General features: G+C 40.2%; 15 protein-coding genes. 3 read left to right on the forward strand and 12 right to left on the reverse strand.

Features of this window, described 5'->3' with window-relative positions:
* Positions 1 to 28 precede the first annotated feature (28 nt).
* From V7659_RS07205 to V7659_RS07220, 4 genes are all read right to left on the reverse strand, one after another.
* Positions 29 to 1,759 carry an ABC transporter ATP-binding protein gene (locus V7659_RS07205; RefSeq protein WP_335539051.1) on the reverse strand — a complete coding sequence of 577 codons (1,731 nt, stop codon included), beginning with the start codon at positions 1,757 to 1,759 and terminating at the stop codon, positions 29 to 31.
* Positions 1,760 to 1,905: 146 nt separating this feature from the next.
* Positions 1,906 to 2,256, reverse strand: a complete 351-nt coding sequence (locus tag V7659_RS07210; protein ID WP_335539053.1) for an ASCH domain-containing protein — start codon at positions 2,254 to 2,256, stop codon at positions 1,906 to 1,908.
* 147 nt (positions 2,257 to 2,403) lie between these two features.
* The gene (locus V7659_RS07215; RefSeq protein ID WP_335539055.1) at positions 2,404 to 4,089 is read right to left on the reverse strand and encodes a GMC family oxidoreductase; all 1,686 of its coding nucleotides are present in this window, start codon (positions 4,087 to 4,089) and stop codon (positions 2,404 to 2,406) included.
* 120 nt (positions 4,090 to 4,209) lie between these two features.
* Positions 4,210 to 4,950, reverse strand: a complete 741-nt coding sequence (locus tag V7659_RS07220) for a gluconate 2-dehydrogenase subunit 3 family protein (RefSeq protein WP_335539056.1) — start codon at positions 4,948 to 4,950, stop codon at positions 4,210 to 4,212.
* Between the two features lie 127 nt (positions 4,951 to 5,077).
* Between V7659_RS07220 and V7659_RS07225 the strand changes: the two genes are divergently transcribed.
* The gene (locus tag V7659_RS07225) at positions 5,078 to 5,788 is read left to right on the forward strand and encodes a hypothetical protein (protein WP_335539058.1); all 711 of its coding nucleotides are present in this window, start codon (positions 5,078 to 5,080) and stop codon (positions 5,786 to 5,788) included.
* A gap of 53 nt (positions 5,789 to 5,841) precedes the next feature.
* On the opposite strand, the gene V7659_RS07230 is transcribed toward V7659_RS07225, so the two are convergent.
* The 5 genes from V7659_RS07230 to V7659_RS07250 all read right to left on the reverse strand — a co-directional run bounded on the left by V7659_RS07230 (position 5,842) and on the right by V7659_RS07250 (position 13,893).
* Positions 5,842 to 10,455, reverse strand: coding sequence for a S8 family serine peptidase (locus V7659_RS07230; protein WP_335539059.1), 4,614 nt, complete (start codon positions 10,453 to 10,455; stop codon positions 5,842 to 5,844).
* A 256-nt stretch (positions 10,456 to 10,711) separates the two neighbouring features.
* Positions 10,712 to 11,512 (reverse strand): ABC transporter permease subunit, encoded by an 801-nt coding sequence (locus tag V7659_RS07235; protein WP_335539060.1) that lies wholly within the window; start codon positions 11,510 to 11,512, stop codon positions 10,712 to 10,714.
* Positions 11,513 to 11,531: 19 nt separating this feature from the next.
* Positions 11,532 to 12,329 (reverse strand): ABC transporter permease subunit, encoded by a 798-nt coding sequence (locus tag V7659_RS07240; RefSeq protein ID WP_335539061.1) that lies wholly within the window; start codon positions 12,327 to 12,329, stop codon positions 11,532 to 11,534.
* A 6-nt stretch (positions 12,330 to 12,335) separates the two neighbouring features.
* Complete coding sequence (locus V7659_RS07245; protein WP_335539062.1) at positions 12,336 to 13,220, reverse strand: ABC transporter ATP-binding protein; 885 nt, start codon at positions 13,218 to 13,220, stop codon at positions 12,336 to 12,338.
* A gap of 49 nt (positions 13,221 to 13,269) precedes the next feature.
* Positions 13,270 to 13,893: a TetR/AcrR family transcriptional regulator gene (locus tag V7659_RS07250; RefSeq protein ID WP_335539063.1), complete on the reverse strand. Its 624-nt coding sequence runs from the start codon at positions 13,891 to 13,893 to the stop codon at positions 13,270 to 13,272.
* 271 nt (positions 13,894 to 14,164) lie between these two features.
* On the opposite strand from V7659_RS07250, the gene pepT reads away from it, so the two are divergent.
* Positions 14,165 to 15,397 carry a peptidase T gene (pepT, locus tag V7659_RS07255; protein WP_335539064.1) on the forward strand — a complete coding sequence of 411 codons (1,233 nt, stop codon included), beginning with the start codon at positions 14,165 to 14,167 and terminating at the stop codon, positions 15,395 to 15,397.
* Between the two features lie 41 nt (positions 15,398 to 15,438).
* Here pepT and V7659_RS07260 read toward each other — a convergent pair whose 3' ends face one another.
* The gene (locus V7659_RS07260) at positions 15,439 to 16,380 is read right to left on the reverse strand and encodes a phosphotransferase family protein (protein ID WP_335539066.1); all 942 of its coding nucleotides are present in this window, start codon (positions 16,378 to 16,380) and stop codon (positions 15,439 to 15,441) included.
* A gap of 157 nt (positions 16,381 to 16,537) precedes the next feature.
* Between V7659_RS07260 and V7659_RS07265 the strand changes: the two genes are divergently transcribed.
* Positions 16,538 to 16,663 (forward strand): DUF4023 domain-containing protein, encoded by a 126-nt coding sequence (locus V7659_RS07265; protein WP_144551913.1) that lies wholly within the window; start codon positions 16,538 to 16,540, stop codon positions 16,661 to 16,663.
* Positions 16,664 to 16,705: 42 nt separating this feature from the next.
* Here V7659_RS07265 and V7659_RS07270 read toward each other — a convergent pair whose 3' ends face one another.
* Positions 16,706 to 17,311 carry a hypothetical protein gene (locus tag V7659_RS07270; protein WP_335539067.1) on the reverse strand — a complete coding sequence of 202 codons (606 nt, stop codon included), beginning with the start codon at positions 17,309 to 17,311 and terminating at the stop codon, positions 16,706 to 16,708.
* Between the two features lie 11 nt (positions 17,312 to 17,322).
* The gene (locus tag V7659_RS07275) at positions 17,323 to 18,501 is read right to left on the reverse strand and encodes a ParM/StbA family protein (protein ID WP_335539068.1); all 1,179 of its coding nucleotides are present in this window, start codon (positions 18,499 to 18,501) and stop codon (positions 17,323 to 17,325) included.
* Positions 18,502 to 18,507: the final 6 nt, after the last annotated feature.

Consider the following 18,507-nt stretch of genomic DNA (forward strand, 5'->3'; position numbering starts at 1 on the left):
GAGGTGGTTTGTACGTTTTCCTTTGACATTAATGCGACACCTCCTTACCGACTTGTGATTGATAGATTTCTTGGTAGACGCGGCAATCCTTCAATAGATCCTGATGGGTTCCCATCCCAACCAACTCGCCGTGATCGAGGACGATGATTTTATCAGCATCGATAATCGAGGTGATCCGCTGCGCAATTAACAGACAAGTGAGCCCCTTTGCATATTTCTTAAGGGCCTCCTTGATTTTTGCCTCTGTGGCAACATCCACGGCACTTGTACTATCATCTAATATCAATATCTCTGGTTTTTTCACTAACGCCCGGGCAATCGAAATCCGCTGTTTTTGTCCGCCCGAAAAATTAACACCGCCCTGACCAATTCTCGTTTGGTAGCCTTCTGGAGATTTCTCGATAAAATCATGCGCCCCTGCGATGGTCGCAGCAGCTACCACTTCCGCATCAGTTGCGTCTTCTTTCCCCCAGCGAATATTTTCCGCGACACTGCCTGTGAATAAAATATTCTTCTGAGGAACCATCGCAATTTTCTCCCGTAAAATCTTCGGATCGACCAGCTTACTATCTACACCATCGACCTTAATCGTTCCGCTCACAATATCATAAAAGCGGGGAATCAGTCCGACTAGCGTACTTTTCCCCGATCCGGTTGAACCAATGATGCCAACCGTTTCTCCGGGCAGAATAGTGAGATTAATATTTTTTAAGACGGGATCACCCACACCGCCTTCATAAGAAAAAGAAACATCTTCAAATTCAATTCGTCCTTTTTCTATAAAAGGTTCGTCCTGCCGTTCATTCCAAGTAGGGGGATCCTCTTGTAAAAATACTTCATTGATTCTCCCAGCGGAGGCTTTGGCTCTGACAAACATGTTAAAAACCATCGAAATCATCATCAGTGAAAATAATATTTGTGTCATATAGTTGATAAAGGCAATAATATGTCCAACTTGAATATCACCAGTATCCACGCCATTTCCGCCAATCCAAAGGACGGCGACAATGCCAAGATTCACAGTCAACATAATCAGAGGGCTAAAGGTGGCCATCAGGCGGTTCGCTGAGATGGATTTCTGTTTATAGTCGTCATTCACTGCTTTAAACTTGCCAACCTCGACATCAAACCGATTAAAGGCTTTAACCACCCTGACACCGGATAAGTACTCCCGCATCACACTGTTCACTCGGTCCAACGCCTTTTGGACACGAGAAAAGCGAGGGAAGCCTAATCGTAGATTAAAAATAATTAACAAGGCAACAATCGGGACGACCACAGCCAGAACAACCGAGAGCTGCAAGTTTAACCGCGTCGCCATAATCAACCCGCCGATTGCGAGTAACGGAGCTTTAACGAATATCCGCATTAATCCATTGACAAACACCTGCACTTGGGTGACATCATTCGTTAGCCTTGTCACTAATGAGGCACGGTCAAATTTATCAATATTTTTAAACGAAAGCATTTGAATTTTTTTAAATAAGTCCGATCTTAACTCGGTCCCGAAGTTTTGGGAAACAATGCTCGCAACCACACTTCTAGTCGAAGCAGCCACAGCGCCACCGGCTGTAATGAGCAACATCAGTCCGCCCATTTTCAACACATAGTGGATATCCCTGTTAGCGACCCCTTCATCAATAATTTTTGCCATAATGGTAGGCTGCAATAAATCACTTAGGGCCTCAAAGGTAAGAAATAGAACCGCTATGCTAAAAGATTTCCAATATGTCTTTATGTATTTTGATAAAAATTTCATGCTCTCACTCCAGCCTGTCGGAAATCTTCCTCTAGGATTATTATAATTTTTTCCAGTGATTTAACCAAGTAATTACCCTGCTATTTTGGTTTAATTGCCCATAAAAAAAGCGGCCCATTGAAGAATGGACCACATTTCTGATGTTTCTATTTTTGAACAGGGCTAAACTCATGTACCCAAACTCGCATTTGCGGCAGCCAAGGCATTCCTGGGTGATAGCTTAGGATCGACTGTTTATACTCTTCAACCGTCGCAAAGCCCTCGCGGCGGGCATCGTCATCTGTTAGTTCACCTAATGCTTGGGAATAGACGCGATCGACCACAAAATCACGGCCTTCTAGTGTCATGACTTCACCAGGGTCTGCATAGCGGCCATTGCGGCGTGTTGCTGTTTTTTCTCCCGCAAGGACTTTTTTCACATCGGCTTCCATCGTTACTAAGCGATCTACCGAGCAAGTTTTTGGTGGTAAGGTATTGTTATCGTTTACTGTCGTCATTTTTTCTCCTCCTATTTCCAGTTCATTCCTCTATATTAACACTATCAAGATGATTAAATCCAATTTTCAAGCAGCTGTAAACTAGGCATGTTGATTTCCGCTCCAATCAACATGGTGCCAAAATTAACATAGCCTTCTTCAAACGATTTAAACCACTTGTCCGCCTTTATCCCGGTATTTAAGAATGCCTTCGGCCGCGCGGTAGGCTAGGGCACCGACTGTATCGGTTGGATTATAACCGGAGTTGTGTGGAAACGCGGTTGCACCCACAACAAACAAGTTATCATAATCCCACATTTGCAAATAATTATTTACCGCCGAGGTTGCAGGATCATCCCCCATGATGACGCCGCCGGTATTGTGTGTGGATTGATATGTAGTGATATCATATGGACCTAATTCTTTCATCGTATCGATATGATTCGCTCCCATTTCTTTCAAGACATCCGCACATTTGGAGGCAAGGAACTTGGCAAGATTCCGATCTTGATCCTCAAAATCAAACGTTATACGTATTAACGGATCTCCGTAAGCATCTTTATAGGTTGGGTCAAGGTCTAGATAATGGTGTTGAAACGGCATAGAGGAACCTTGAGCACCTACGGATAAAAAGCGGTTCGCATATTTAACCGACTTTTCCTTGAATTCCTTTCCCCAGGTTGGTTTACCGCCAGGAACCGGGTTATTTTGAATCGGTCTCATCCCCGTTTGGCTGAGCGAAACCATTCCGCCATGGATAAAATTGACCTTAGAGTGGTCAAAATTATCACCATTATAGTCATCCAAAACCATGCCAAGCGATCCTGCCCCTGCAAAGGTATTAAACTCTTTATCATCGAAAAAGCCAATCGCATTTCCTTTGATGACCTGATACGCATAATTTTTCCCAATCACGCCTTTACCCGATTGCGGATCATATGCTTTACCTACGTCCGACATTAATAATAGACGGATATTATTAAACACATAACTGGTCATTACAACAATATCAGCCGGCTGCTCAATTTCCTCACCGGTAGTCACATCGGTGTACAATACGCCCGTTACTTTATCACCCTTTTTTAATATCCTTCTTACATTTGAATGGGATCTTATTTCAAAATTACCTGTTTTGTTGGCGACAGGAATAACGGTTACCACAGGGTCAGCCTTTGCTCCATATTCGCATCCAAAGCGCTCGCAGTATCCGCAATATTGACAGGCTGCCCGTGAGACTCCATCTGGATTTTTGTTGGATTCTGAAAGATTCGCAGACGGCATCATATACGGATGCAGTTTCAGCTTTTTCGCAGCTTCCTCAAACATCTTCAGCGGAGGCGACTTTTTCATTGGTGGAGTAGGATACTTGTCCGAACGTTTACCGGCAAGCGGATTCTCTTCCCCCGAAATCCCGGTTAGTTTTTCAAATTTATCATAATAAGGTTCTAATTCATCATAGGTAATGCCCCAATCCTGAATGGTCATCCCGGCTGGAATTTTCTTTTTCCCATATCTTTCGACGGTTTTGCTATAAATTTCAAAATCGTAGGGCAAGAAGCGGAAAGTCTGTCCGTTCCAATGGACACCCGAACCCCCTAAACCATCGCCAAGCAAAAATGAACCATACTGACGCATCGGCAAAGCACGAATTCGTTCATTTCCTCGGAAAGTAATCGTTTCTTTGGAAAGATCCTGCATCAATCCATAGCGTAATGCATAACGAAGTTCGTCATGAACCATAAAGTAATCTTCCGTTTTGCGTTCCTTGCCCCTTTCCAAACCAACGACTTTCAATCCCTTTTTTGTCAGTTCAGAGGCAATGATTCCACCTGCCCAACCTACACCAACAATCACTACATCAACTTTCGGTAATTACCTTGCCATCGCTGCCACCTGCCTCTTCGTAGTTTGAAATGAATCTTTGAAATTTAATTACTGTCTAGCTCCAGCGCTAAACGGGCGCTTCCGCTTTTCTTAGTGATTCAAATGATTTTTTAAGCTTTGTGGATTTATTTTCTTAAAATCTTTTTCAATTACATCTGTGTACGCCATTTGACTGCCTGGATAGTTTCTCATTTTCCAGCCATCCATATTTTTATTACCTCCATAGAGTGGATCACTGTAAGCACCTTCTAGCGTCGCGCTCCTTAGTAACTGGAAAAATCCACTCGGAGAAATGGTCGTCAAATTCACTTTATCTTGTTCAAAATCACTAAGGATGGCATCCTGTTCTTCCTCTTTTAGTTCGGTGAATTTTTTCTTATGAACCGCCATACTGTGATTTTGAAGTTCCCTTAGGCCAATATCAAAAATATCTCTGCGTCTTAACCGGCCTTGGTAGCCCTGGACTTTTTCGCCTTTGAAAAAAGGAGCTTGCATATATTCCCTTGCATTAAAGCCCCAATCACCAGCTAACTGATGGTCAATGAAAAAAGCTACCCCGAGTCCTTTAGCACCCGGTCCAGACTCATCCTCAGGAAAAATCCGTTCCGTTGCGGCTTCGGTCAGTTGAAATTGTTCAGGTGTAAAATACATCAATGCCTGATTAAAATTCTCTGCCTCAGGTGGCGGGGCTTTTTGTTGTTTATCATTATTTCGAGGGATGAGACTGCCCAAGACACCACCAACGGCTAGACCGCCCACAGTGAAGCCTGTATTGCGTAAAAACTTTCTTCTTGATAAGGTTTCAGGACTCTGTTTGTTTTCTTCAGCCATTTTCGAACCTCCATGGTTTTTCGACATTATTCTCCAATCAACTAATTTTAATATGTTCCCAAAATAATCCACTCATACTTAGAAATAGCAAAGGAGAAAATAATTTAAAAAAAAGGAGGCATTTTTTATGTTGAAGCGTAAATGGAAAATTTGGGGGTTCCCATTCTTTGGTGCTGTTTTAATGCTAACAGCCTGTGCAAGTCAAAACGGAATTAAAGAAAATGAAGTAGGGGCTGCAGAAAATATCAACTATCATGATCAATCGGTGAACAACAAAGGAAATGGGCATGTCCACAACCAAAATAGTGTCAATGTAATTCCAAGCGTAGATCGAGCAAAGAAAAGTACAACTAATCGAAACAGCCAAACAACCGAAGGGGTAGGCACAAATGTTTATAGTTTAATTGGCAGTTCCAGCCTTCATGACGGCGGAATTTCCTCTCATTTGGAATCACGCCTATCCGGAGAGGGCATCCCCGGGATTAAAGTATTTGTCCTAGATGACACCGTAATTTTGGCACGTGCAAAACAAGAAGTGACCTCAACTCGCTATGATGAACTCCAAAATAAGGTGTTAAAAAGTACTTCCGGCTTGTCAGGCAAGGGGAATCTTGATGGGGTTGATCAAGACAAGTTAAATAATGACGATAATTTGGATCGAGCAAAAGAAGTAATTGATAAAGCTTTTAACGGTAATGTTCAGGTTTTAACGATTACAAACCCTAAAGCGTTGCCGCTGATTGATGGCATCAAGGCCAATATAAAGGCTAAAAATCCATCTTATAGCAAGCTTTCAAGCGATATTATTACCCTTGTGAAAATGTCCAGTGAAAAGTAAACATCAAAAAACGCTCGAATCCAAAGTGATCCGAGCGTTCCTTTTTGGTCTTACTATTTCCTTAGCCCTTTTGATACCACACTAGAATAGGAACTGTAAACCTTAGAACCATTTACTGTACGATAAGCTCTTACTTTATAGTAGTAAGTTTTGCCCTTGGTTAATTTCTTATTTGTGTAGCTTGAAGAAGTAATCGACGTTACCTTTTTGTAGCTTCCTGATTTTGAAGTGGCACGATACAGTTCATAACCGCTTGCACCACTTACTTTAGCCCAAGAAACTTTAATAGACGTGCTACTTGCCTTAGCAGCTTTCACACTTTTTGGTGTTTTAAGAGCTGGCTTAGCACTAACAATGCTTGAGCTTGGACTTACAAGTTTTTTACCTTCTACTGATGTATAAGCAATAACCTTATAGTAGTAGGTTTTACCTGTGGTCAAGCTGCTATTTGCATAGCTTGCTGTGCTTCCGCTAACGGTCGCTACTTTGCTATAGGAACCTGTTTTAGAAGTGGCACGATATACCTCATAACCACTTGCTCCTGTTACTTTTGCCCAGCTGACGGTTAATTTATTGTAGTCAGAAGAAGCAACTTTTACAGATGTCGGTGTAGAAGGATTTTTAACAAAACGTGCATATACGTTTGTGTCCGCCACAATCGGTGCGTTAAAGTCAAATTTGGTTTTGAAGCTTGCATCTTTATACCAACCGAAGAAGGTATAACCTGATTTAGTTGGAGATGCTGGAGCTGCCACCTTTGAATTCTTTATTACGTCAGCTTGCTTAACTAGCGTGCTGCCGTTGTAGAACTTCACTTGATAGCCCTTGAAGACGTTAACCTCTTTGGTTGTCTTGTTGCCTGCAATATCAACAAGTTCAAGAGTAAAGGTATTTTTACCAGGGGCTAGATCAAGCTTGGTAGAGACTTCTTTGCTAATACCCTTCATCTCAAAATGATCTGGATTAGTATCATTAAAGAATTCTTCGCTTCCATCAACAAAGTAGCGAATCTTGTCAAAGTTATCAGAAACCGTTGCTTTAAGGTCAACAGAACTTACATCTGGTTTTACTTTTGACGGTACATCCACGCTGATTTTTGGTGCTGTCGTATCAACAATCAGATCTCGGACTAGGTAGGAAATCTTATTTCCGGCCACATCTGTACCAGAAATTTTAATACTATGAACACCATCCGATGCGACAGTGACAGTTGTGCTGAATTCATAACGTGCTTTCTCAGCATTAAACGTTAACTTTACAGGCTTCCCTTCAACAGTTAATTCACGAACTTTTGAATCATCTGTTAGATATCCCTCAACAGGCAGTTCATGAGAATTGTAGACTCCTGTTGCACCAATAGAGGTTACATGAATAAATGGAATCGTACCATCAGTAGCACCACCTGCTATTGGAGCTTCTACCTTACTAGAGTTACCCGCAAAATCATAGGCAACAACTTCTACTAACGCTCCTGCTGCTGGAGTTTCTTTTAGTGTATATTCTGTTTTGTCTCCTGCTAACGGAAGTTCTTTATCACCATATACAGATTTACCATTTATTGTAATATCATAATAAGCAACGCCTGAACCATTTACATCTGTTGATCCAACTGTTAATTTATTACCATTTACGCTTGCTGTTACAGTAGGTGCAACTGTATCAACTAGGACAGGGAATGTCACTTTTTGTGCATCTTTACCAGCATAATCAATTGTTGCATCTACTTCGTAGAAATATTGACCATCTGCAACTAGCTTGTTCTTTATTTTTCCGTCCCATGCATTGGCAGGATTTAAGTAGTATTGAGCCCCTCTTCCGCCATCGTTAAAGTTTTTAGATACAAGATTATCAGATTTAAGTTTGCGAAGAACATTTCCATCTTTATCAACAATCTTGTATTCTACTGTTTTCGCATTACGCAAGAATGAAAGAATTGGAATGGCATTATCGTTTTGACCATCACCATTTGGCGAAATAGCAATGTTAGCTGACTTAGGAGTGTCGAAGCCTGGGTCAGCAGGGTCAGCTGGAACAGCTGGATTCACACCTAAGTAGTTAAAGTTCTCGTTACCCTCTTCGTCGATGCCTGCAGCTGAAAGCATACCAGTCCATCCATAATAGGAATCAAAATAATTGTCGTCATAAATCTTTGCATCCAAAATTGGTGACTTATTCCAATCACCTTTAAATCCAACGTATGGTACAGAAACTGTTGGATTTACATCGTTTACATCGGTTAAAGTAACGAAACCTTCAACGAAGTAACCATTTTCAAAAATGGAATCTAATGGCTCATAGTACCACCAATCAATTGTGTTTTCTGGATCTAAGTCAACTTTTACATCAACGGTTGCACTGCCTTTAGCAGGAATAGTCAGTTGGTCTCCACTAAGTCCGTCTGAACTAAATGAAATTGGGAACTCTCCAACTCCTGTATCGGGATCGAAGCTGCCATCTGCTTTGTAAATGCCTTGTGCTTCTAAGGTATCCACACCATTTATGACTAAATCAGTTTGAACATTACCATTTACTTTATAAGTAACTGGTTTGTCTGAGAAGTTTTCTGCCTTTAAAGTGAAAGTAGCTTCATTACCTTTAATTTCTTTTAAAGCAACCTTTGCTTCATTTGTCGCAGTATTAGTCACGACAATCGGTGTACTTAGGGCTGCATGTAATTGCATCACACCAGCACCTTGACGCCGTGGTGAGTATGGGTTGTGGGTAAAAGCAGCATTATATGTGCCTTTATCGTCAATAACCTTACTTGTGTTCATTAAAATGTTTTTCGCCATTCCTACTTTATCTGCACCTGAAAGATTAGCAAAATCTTCTTTCACACGTTCAAGAACAAGTGCAGATCCACCTGATACGTGTGGTGCTGCCATTGATGTACCACTCATCACACCATATGAGTTGTTATTCAATGTAGAATAAATATTTCCACCTGGTGCAGTGATTTCAGGTTTGAAATCTAAATTAGATGTGACACCCCAAGAAGTGAACGTAGACATTTGTCCAGCAGACGGATTTTGTGTTGTCTTCTTATCGCCTTGGAACTCAATCGATACTTTCTTGCTTGCATCTAAGGCTGCCTTCATCGCATCTCCATCAGATTTTAAAGCAAAAAGCTGTGGAATCTTAATTTCAGGAGAAGTAGCCATGCTTAGTAAACCACTAGTGTTGTTATAAACAATAATTCCTGCAGCACCTGCAGTTTGTGCATTCATCGTTTTTTCAACGAATGTAATGTCTCCACGTTGTACTAACGCATATTTCCCATTGAAATCTTTTCCATTAAAATCGGCAGGTTTTCCCTTTCCAGCATCAATAATATCAAATTTCTTTTGCTCTAATTTATTCGGGTCTACGCTGCTTGAAGACAGATATGGGGCCTTACCAGCTTCTGTACCATCAAATGAATAAGTAGCAGCATATAGATCAAGATAATTATTTTCAAGAGAAGCAACCTGTAATGAACTGTTTGCACTACCAGGTGTTCCAACTACACCGTAATCAGGGTTTTCTGCGTACGGATTCCCATAGCCATCGCCAAGTTGGTTAGAATTACCCGCTGAGATTGACATTAACACACCATTATCAACAGCTCTTTGAACGGCTTGTTGCTCTGGCGCGTCTGGCAGTACGAAACCAGCGGTAGAACCTAAGCTCATGTTGACTACATCTGCGCCTAATTTGATGGCATCGTCAATTGCTTTGATTTCGATGTCGCCCCATGTAGACGGCATTTCTGGATCATTACCGAATATTTTCAGGGCAAGCACTTGAGCTTCTGGTGCAACCCCTTTAATACCGCCATTCGCTTCGTCGCCGTTTGCTGCAACCGTACCAGCAACGTGCATACCGTGCATAGAGGCATCAGGACCTAGGTCAAGAATTTGCGCATTTTCATCGTAATAGTTATAACCGTAAGGAACCTTATCTGTGTAAAACTTCCCTTGTAATCCTTTATCTTCAATGGCCTTGTCAACTTCTTCTTGTGTAAGTGCAGCTTTGGATTTATCTGTTAAAATAAAATCTTTATGGCTTGGATCAATCCCGGTATCAATAATACCAACGACCATTCCTTCACCTTTTTTTCCAAAAGCTTCCCATGCTTTTTGAGCCTCAACAATTTCTTTACTATATTTCATGTTTGGCTCAATTTCAGGACGTTGATATTCCGTTGCAATTGAAACTTTTGCTACTCCATCAACTGTTTTAATGGCAGCAATTTGTCCATATTCAACAATACCGCTGAATCCGTTAACAGTAGTGGTAAAGTTTTGTTTGAACTGCATTTTGATTGCCTTTTTGGCAAACTGGCTTTTTACAGATTGCTGGGCATCTAGTAATTTATTTTGTAGTTGTGCTTTGACTGATTTTGATAGCTCGCTATATTTTTTCCCTTGCTTTGTTGCATATGTAATCGCAGGGTCACCATCAACTTCAACAATTACACGAACTTTATCTGATTTTTTATAATTTTTCTCTGTATTTTTTACTTTCACTGACTTCGGAAGTTTTTTCAAGGTACTAGCTTTAACTGCTGTTGCTGTTGCCTTGTTAGCTTTGCTGATTTTTGAACCGGAAGGAGCTGCTGCCGATGCAAAGCTCGAAAAAACCATCAAAAAGACCAAAAATAACGGTAAAATTCTTCTGATTTTCAACCACTTTTCCCCCTTTGTAAGTTTTTAATATATCTAGTGATTTATCACTCTACTAGAATAAAGTGATACCCAAAAATATTATCGCCCCCCTACTTGTCCTATTCTCTTGCATAATTAAGTTTATTTAGAATTTATTCAATAGTCAATATATTTTAAATATTACTTCACCTATTTTTTGGAATATAGTGAGTATTTTTGCATATTGCTTTTTTACTTTCAATTCAAACTAAAAAAAGACCGAAAATCGGCCTTTTCACTATGCATGTAAATCTCTCTTTTTATAAAAAATGAAGGTAACCACTAATAATAAGGCAGCTACGATTACTGATATAACAAGATATATTGGTTCAAGCCCACTGCCTAACATTAGATTCTTAGCCTCGAAGTATTTAAAGGGGGTTAAATATTTCAATTCATCCATGTTCTCATTCAAATCAATTGCGATTGACAGCATATACGTTAGTAAAAGGATACCCGTTGCTAGTGATGGGGCTGTTTTTGGTTTCTTTTTTACAGCTGCCAGCGCGCTGCCGATGACTAAGAACAAGACTTGTAAAATAAACATGCCCACTTGGGTAAGGACTATTTCACCATTAACTGCCTCACCAGCGCTGTTGTATTTTTCAATAAGGGTTATTGCTGAAACCAAGGTAACAAGATTAAAAATAACGATATTCGTGAACGCAGCTAACAGTTTTGCCGTAATAATCTTCGTTCTGGAAACTGGCTTGACGAATAAAAACTCCGCTGTTTTGTCACGCTCTTCTTTCGCAATAATCGAAGCCCCGAGCATCGCCGCATGAATTGTCGCCATCAATAACAAATATACATACAATAATGAATAGTACCCGCTAATCTTCGATAAATCGACCACACCAAACCCCATGACTGCCTTTAGCGATTTAGGCAAATCAGCTATCAGGTCATTGATGGATTGACCCGATGAGGAATAGGCGGCGTATTTTGCCATTCCTGAAGCTACCATAAGAAAGACACCAATGCTCCAAAAAATCAACGACTTTCGGTACGATTTCAGTTCTTTTACATATATATTCATAACCTAACCTCCTTCGCAGCTATACAGCATGGATATCCTTTTTTAGATAAACAAAATAACTTGCCGTAATTGCCAAGATGATAATAACGGCACCAGCCACTAGAAAGGAAGTTTCATAGCCGGAATGTTTGATGATATAGGCAGTGTCAAAGTATTTAAAAGGTGAAATATAGCGTTTTGCTTCTTCACCCGTTGTGCTGCTAAACATCCCCAAAAAGTAGAACGCGAATACGGTTGTAAGTGAAACGGAAAGGACAGATTTAATCTTAGGAACAATGACTGAGATCATAATTCCGACTGCAAGGAAAATCAACTGAATAAAAAACATAGTAAGTGAAAGTAAAATTAATATTTTTACGCTGAAATCATCTGTCTTCACTTGAAAAACCATGAACATTGTAACAACTAGATAAATAATATTGGTAATGACGATCGAGACAAAGGCTGCGAACAGTTTTGATGTTAAAACCTTTGTTCTCGTCACTGGTTTTGTTAACAGAAAATCAGCTGTTTTCTCGCGAACTTCCTTGCTGACAATGCTTGTGCCAAGGTTCATCGCTTGAATCGCCCCGCACAAGGTAATAAATGATAACGGAAAGCAATAGAAGCCTAGAATAGTAAAGAAGTTGCCAAGGTTAAAACCGATCGCATTTCTAATCGCTTCAGGATATCCTTCCATGATCTTTTGAAAGTCCTCTGCATCATTTGCAAAGGCAGGATAAAACGACATAAACAGAGCAATGATCAGCACTAATGAACAGGACCAGATGATTGTGGATTTCCGATATGCCCTCAACTCATGAAAAAATATATTCATAGTTTCCTAGGCCTCCTTTTCATAATAATGCAGAAAGATCTCCTCAAGGTCTGGCTCTTCTATCCATAAATTCACTAGCTCTATATCGGCAATTTTTTTCATGATAGCATTAATATTCCCTTTAAATAAAAAGGTGATGATGTTGTCTTTAACTTCTAAATTGTTGACGCCACTGATATTGAAATGGTTTGTATCCAGCGGTACTTTCGTTTCCACTTTAAACTTCTTATAATTGTTTTCTTGTAAAGTACTGATCTTTTCAACTGTAACAATCTTACCTTCTTTAATGATCGCTACCCGGTTACATAAACGCTGCACTTCGCTGAGGATATGCGATGAAAAGAGAATGGTTGTGCCTTTTTTATTTTCTTCTTCTAAAAGTTCAAAGAATTTCTGCTGCATGAGCGGGTCAAGACCGCTTGTTGGTTCATCGAGAATAATTAACTTTGGTTCATGGAGCAGCCCTTGAACAATTCCGACCTTCTTTTTATTTCCCAAAGAGAGATCATCAATTTTTTTATTAAGATCCAGGTCCATAATCGCGGCCAATTCTTTAATTCTCTTACTGCAATCTTTTTTATAAAAACTAGCTGAATATTTTAATAGGTCCTTTACCTTCATATTGTCATAGTAAAAAACCTCAGAAGGCAAATAACCGATTTCCTTTTTAATTTCCGGTGCAAATTGAACTGAGTCTTTACCAAAGATAGTCGCGCTGCCACTGGTTGGGTAAATCAGCGACAAAAGGGTCCGAATGGTGGTTGATTTTCCTGCACCATTTGGCCCGATGAACCCAAAAATCTCGCCTTCCTCAACTTGAAAGCTAATGTCAGTGATCCCTCTTGACTTACCATAGGTCTTGGTAAGTTGGTTAATTTCAATAACATTCATTGCGTCAGCCTCCTAATGTTCGTTGGATTCCCCTGCATTCCAACCACAATTATTTATAAAAACATTTAATCATGACCTCAAAATACTCTTCTGCTTCCGCTTGAACCTTTTGATAATCAATCTCGTGGGTGGGGGACAACTTTGCTTTTTCTATCGCTTCATCACTCATTTTTTCAAATGTCCAGCTGATCATTTTTATGATTTTCGTGAGGTCGACATCGTCCCTGAATTTCGAATAATCAATTCCCTCATACGCTTTTTCGATATTGATATGCGTCAGTTCTGACTTCTTTTTATCAAATTCAACCTTTATTTCAGCCGATTCCTCCATAAATACCTCTTGGATGAACTTGAAGATATCTGGATAAGTTGAGAGCATCTCCATTTTGACAATGATGGCTTGACGTATTCGTATAAAGAAATCTGTCTCTTGAAGATTAATTTTCTTGTAAAATTCGTCGACGACCAGTTCGTAGCAGTAATCAAAGACAAATAAGAACAGCTGCTTCTTGTTTTGAAAATAATGAAACAAGAGTCCCTTTGAAATACCCGCTTCTTTGACAATTTCATTGGTCGATGCCCGAGCATATCCTTTTTCGGCAAATTCCTTAATGGCAGCATTTATTATTCGGTCTTGTTTTTCTTTATCTAAGTTGAGAAACTTCGAAAACATGGTCGCGGCCCTCCCTTTTTTGTTGTTGACCACATCAGTCAACCACATTGTACTCCCGTTGACCCATATGGTCAATAGTGGTCAAGCTATATTTTTTACAAAATTATGAAATGCCCAGTTGATGTATAGTATGGCCTGTGGGGATGTGCTACGATGCAGGTGAAGGTACTATTTTACAGAGGTGATAGACAAGATTCAAAAACGTGTAACCGCTCTCTCATAGTGTTATGATATTCATGAATTCAACTCAATAAAGGGGAGTGTAGCGGAATTGAAGAACGAACTCATTGAAAGATTTACTTCCTATGTTAAAGTGGACACCCAGTCCAATGAAAACAACGAAACTTGTCCATCCACCGAGGGTCAGTGGACACTAGCCCGGATGCTTGTCAAAGAATTGCAATCAATTGGAATGCAAGAAGTCACGATCGACGAGAATGCATACGTAATGGCGACCTTACCGTCAAACACGGACAAAGAAGTTCCAACGATTGGCTTCCTTGCCCATGTCGACACAGCCACTGATTTTACAGGGAAGAACGTGAACCCGCAAATCGTTGAAAACTACGATGGGAACGAAATCATCTTAAACGAGGCCCTTAAGGTCGTGATGTCACCGAAGGATTTCCCAAGTCTTCCTGACTATAAAGGACACACCCTGATCACAACGGATGGCACAACACTACTGGGTGCAGACAACAAAGCCGGCATTACCGAAATTATGACTGCTATGGCCTATCTGCTGAATCATCCGGAAATTAAACACGGTAAGGTCCGCGTTGCTTTCACCCCAGATGAAGAAATCGGCAGGGGACCACATAAGTTTGACGTTGCGGCCTTCAATGCCAAGTATGCTTATACCGTTGATGGCGGTCCCCTCGGAGAATTAGAATACGAAAGCTTCAATGCAGCAGCAGCAAAAGTCACCATCAAAGGCAACAACATTCATCCAGGTTCCGCTAAGGACAAAATGGTTAACTCAATGAAAATTGCAATGGAATTACATAGCAAGCTCCCAGCACAGGAAGCACCAGAACATACCGAAGGATACGAAGGCTTCTTCCATCTGTTAGCCTTCAATGGTGATGTGGAACTTACCAAGCTCCACTACATTATCAGAGACCATGATATGGCCAAATTCAAGGCGCGCAAAACATTAATTGAAAGCATCGCGGGTGAACTCAAGTCCAAATACGGCAATGACACTATTCAACTCGAGCTCAATGATCAATATTACAACATGGGTGAAAAAATTAAACCGGTCATGGAAATTGTTGACATCGCGCATGAAGCAATGGTGAGTCTTGGCATTACACCAATTGTTAAACCAATCCGCGGCGGCACCGATGGATCTCAGCTTTCCTATATGGGTCTGCCGACACCGAATATCTTCACCGGCGGCGAAAATTTCCACGGCAAATTTGAATTCATTTCCGTGGATAATATGATTAAAGCCACTAACACTGTCATTGAAATCATCAAATTAACGGAGCAAAAGGCATAACTAAAAAAGCTCGCTTTGACTAACTCAAAGTGAGCTTTTTTTCATAAAAGCAGTGCAGCTGCACATTGTTGAAGGCTTGACGCCGTTTCTTCCAACTGGGTATTTAGCTGCTCAACAGACCATTTTCCACCATTTCCTGCTAAATCCTTTTGAATCAATAACAGCATCCAAATCGAAAACACAGTTGCCACTAAGTAATACTCCTTATAAAAACAAGCCCGGTCATACTCAAATGTCACTTGATTTAGATACGTTTCCAAGATCCTCTCCCGCAATGAACTTGTTATTTTTTTTGGAAAAAGGGGATGTGACATATCAATCAGATGGTATAGGTCCCAGTGTGGTGAATTAAGATGGGCGTGCTCCCAGTCTAAGATCTTCAACTTGTTGCCGGCAACTGCATAATTTCCAGTATGTAAATCACCGTGGGTCAACACTTGAAGCTTTGACAGCTGCCAATCGCTTATTTTTTCAAAAATGGCATCAACGAATTCTCGCTCCATGTTCAAAGAAAACATTAAACGATATACCTCATCCTTCTTAACAAAAACCTCAGATACAATCTCTTCTATTCTCGGCTTCAATCCAGCGAGCGGTACATTTCCCAATTGTTCAACCGGGAGGGAATGCCACCATGCAGCCCACTTTATGACATCTAATACAATATTCTCGTTAAATTCATGTGAGAGCTGACCAAGGTCCTCAAGAATCATCCAGTTAAGTTCGGTACATTCATTTATGGAGTAAGAAATAATTTTTGGAAAAATGGCTGGAAAATGGGGGAGAATATGTTCATAAACCCAGACCTCTTTGCCTAATTGATCATTATTTGTTAGTGGTTTAAAAATATAGCTTGTTTCAGGAGTCAGATAAAATCTTTCAACAAATCTTCCATTCATCCCTTTATAGAGGATTTCCTTTTTCAAAATTAACTGCTTATTTAATGTTCCGTTGGCCTGAACAAGATTGTTAGGCAGCTCCATTGACACACCACCAAATCTATTAATAGTTTCATAGATTCATTTTTACCCAGAATACAATGCTAATCTTTATGCACAACTAGTGGAAAGAATAACTGAATATTTTCAAACAGCTTGGTCAAAATAACAGTGGTTCGATTTTTCAAGGAGGTTAGGCGGAATGGATAATCGTGACACACATGAATTTGTAGAACAACTGCATGAAAAGCAGGCAAAAGATCAAAAAAATAAGCAACGTCAAGCGACTAGTCAAAAAAGCCAAAGGATGCCGAATAAACAGCATTAAAAAAGGCCAGCCTCACGCTACTGTGAGGCTGGCCCTTTTAAATTACTTATTCATGTTAGCAAGAAAACCACCCAGTAAGTCATCGATATCCGGCTCCACTTCGTTTTCCTCTTCTTCGAGTAAAGGCTGCTTTTCTTTTGCATCTTCCCAGTCAAACTCACTGAGGTCATCATCCATCTCACTTAAGTCGATAGGGGCGGGTGGAACCTCCTTACCAGCAGCAATCTGCAGATAACTGTCATCTTTTTGAAGTTCCTCGGGAAATACTTCTTCCTGAAGGTACAAAGCTTCGTCGATATCAATCGAATGGCTGTTTAATGAAGCAAGCAGCGAAGTCGAACGAACTGGGTCAGAAATCAGCTGATAAAGTATACTTCCCAGCAAAGCTTCTGAATGCTCATGCTTCAGCCAATTTCGCTGCGCTTTCGTTAACTTCTGGGGGAGGGGGATCGTAATGGTCTCCTTTTCCCGCGCAACAGAACTGCTCACGCCTTGCATCACAAACTCAGCAATTTTACTGGAGAAGTTCCTTCTCTCTGTATCCTTCAACTTTTGTAAATGCTTTAAGATATGGTCAGGTGTATCAGAGGGGATGCGAAAGGATAGGGCTTGACCCCGCTGAACCTCGTTTGAGGCTGGTTTTTTCATATATAATCACCTTATTTAGCTTTTACAGGTTCAACTCTAGGCGCTGTTTGTTTCTCTGATTTACGAACAAAGTCCATAATGAGTTTATAATAAGCGTTGGCCATCATCCAAATACTTTCTTTTTCATCTTCAAAGAAATCAATATTATAACCGTCTAAATTGTTATTTAATGTTTTAAGATATTCCTTTAAGACGTTAGCTCCGCCACCGACAAAGTAACAAATTTCCGTTTGCGAGTTTCTCTGCCAAACATTACGTAATAAACGATATTGCTTTTTAGCTAAATCAAGCAGGATCCGGTCGGTAATATCGTGAACACTTGTCCGGCTTCCTTTAACCATAATATGGTTACGATCACTTTTCTTCGTAATAATCTCTACCACATCACGGCGGCTGTCGAGTTCAACGCCATGCTTTGTTCTAATCTCTTCGCGAATAGCTTCTAATGATTCTGAAACTCCTAAATTAAACCCTTGGGCTTTATCATCATCAACGTTACGATTTTTGATGACGGCGATATCTGTAGATAATCCACCGATATCTTGAATTAGGATGCGCTTATCAATAAGATCCTTATTGATAATTTTTCCGCTGTTATCCAAAACAAGATTGATAAATGCGGCGAAACCTTCAGGATATACTTTTACTTCATCAAATTTAATATTAACTTTCAACCCCTGGTACTTTGGAGTGACAAGGAATTCAACTTGATGGACTGAACCTACTAGTTTAGAGCGGTAGCCGGCATCTTTTCCTTCTTTTACTTCGCGAAGGGGAAGACCTGTTCCTAAAGTATAATTGGCATCAATTATATTTTTAGTGCGTGGAAAAGCATTTGGGTTATTTTCCCTTACTGCGTCCAAAGCTAATGTTGCAAAAAGCATAATTAATGTTTGATCTTCCTCTGACTTGCTGCTGCCAGGGTCTAACTCAGTGGCATTAATACTTTTAGTAGCTAAATTACCAATACGGAAAATTCCGTTGTTCTCTTTTAAAGCAGGGGAGTGGACTTTAATGTGAATGCCATCTAATGGATTTTTATTATCAAGTTCTTCAATCCCAATAACTGGTCGATCTTCTGTATCCCTGGCAATAATGTTAGGAATATTTAATTCATATTCTAATTCTCCGAAAATAGCCTTTATAGAGTCATTCCCCACATCAATAGCCGCAACTCTGGATTTAGTCATTAATAT

Source organism: Neobacillus drentensis, from assembly GCF_036966985.1.
Classification (GTDB): domain Bacteria; phylum Bacillota; class Bacilli; order Bacillales; family Cytobacillaceae; genus Neobacillus; species Neobacillus drentensis_E.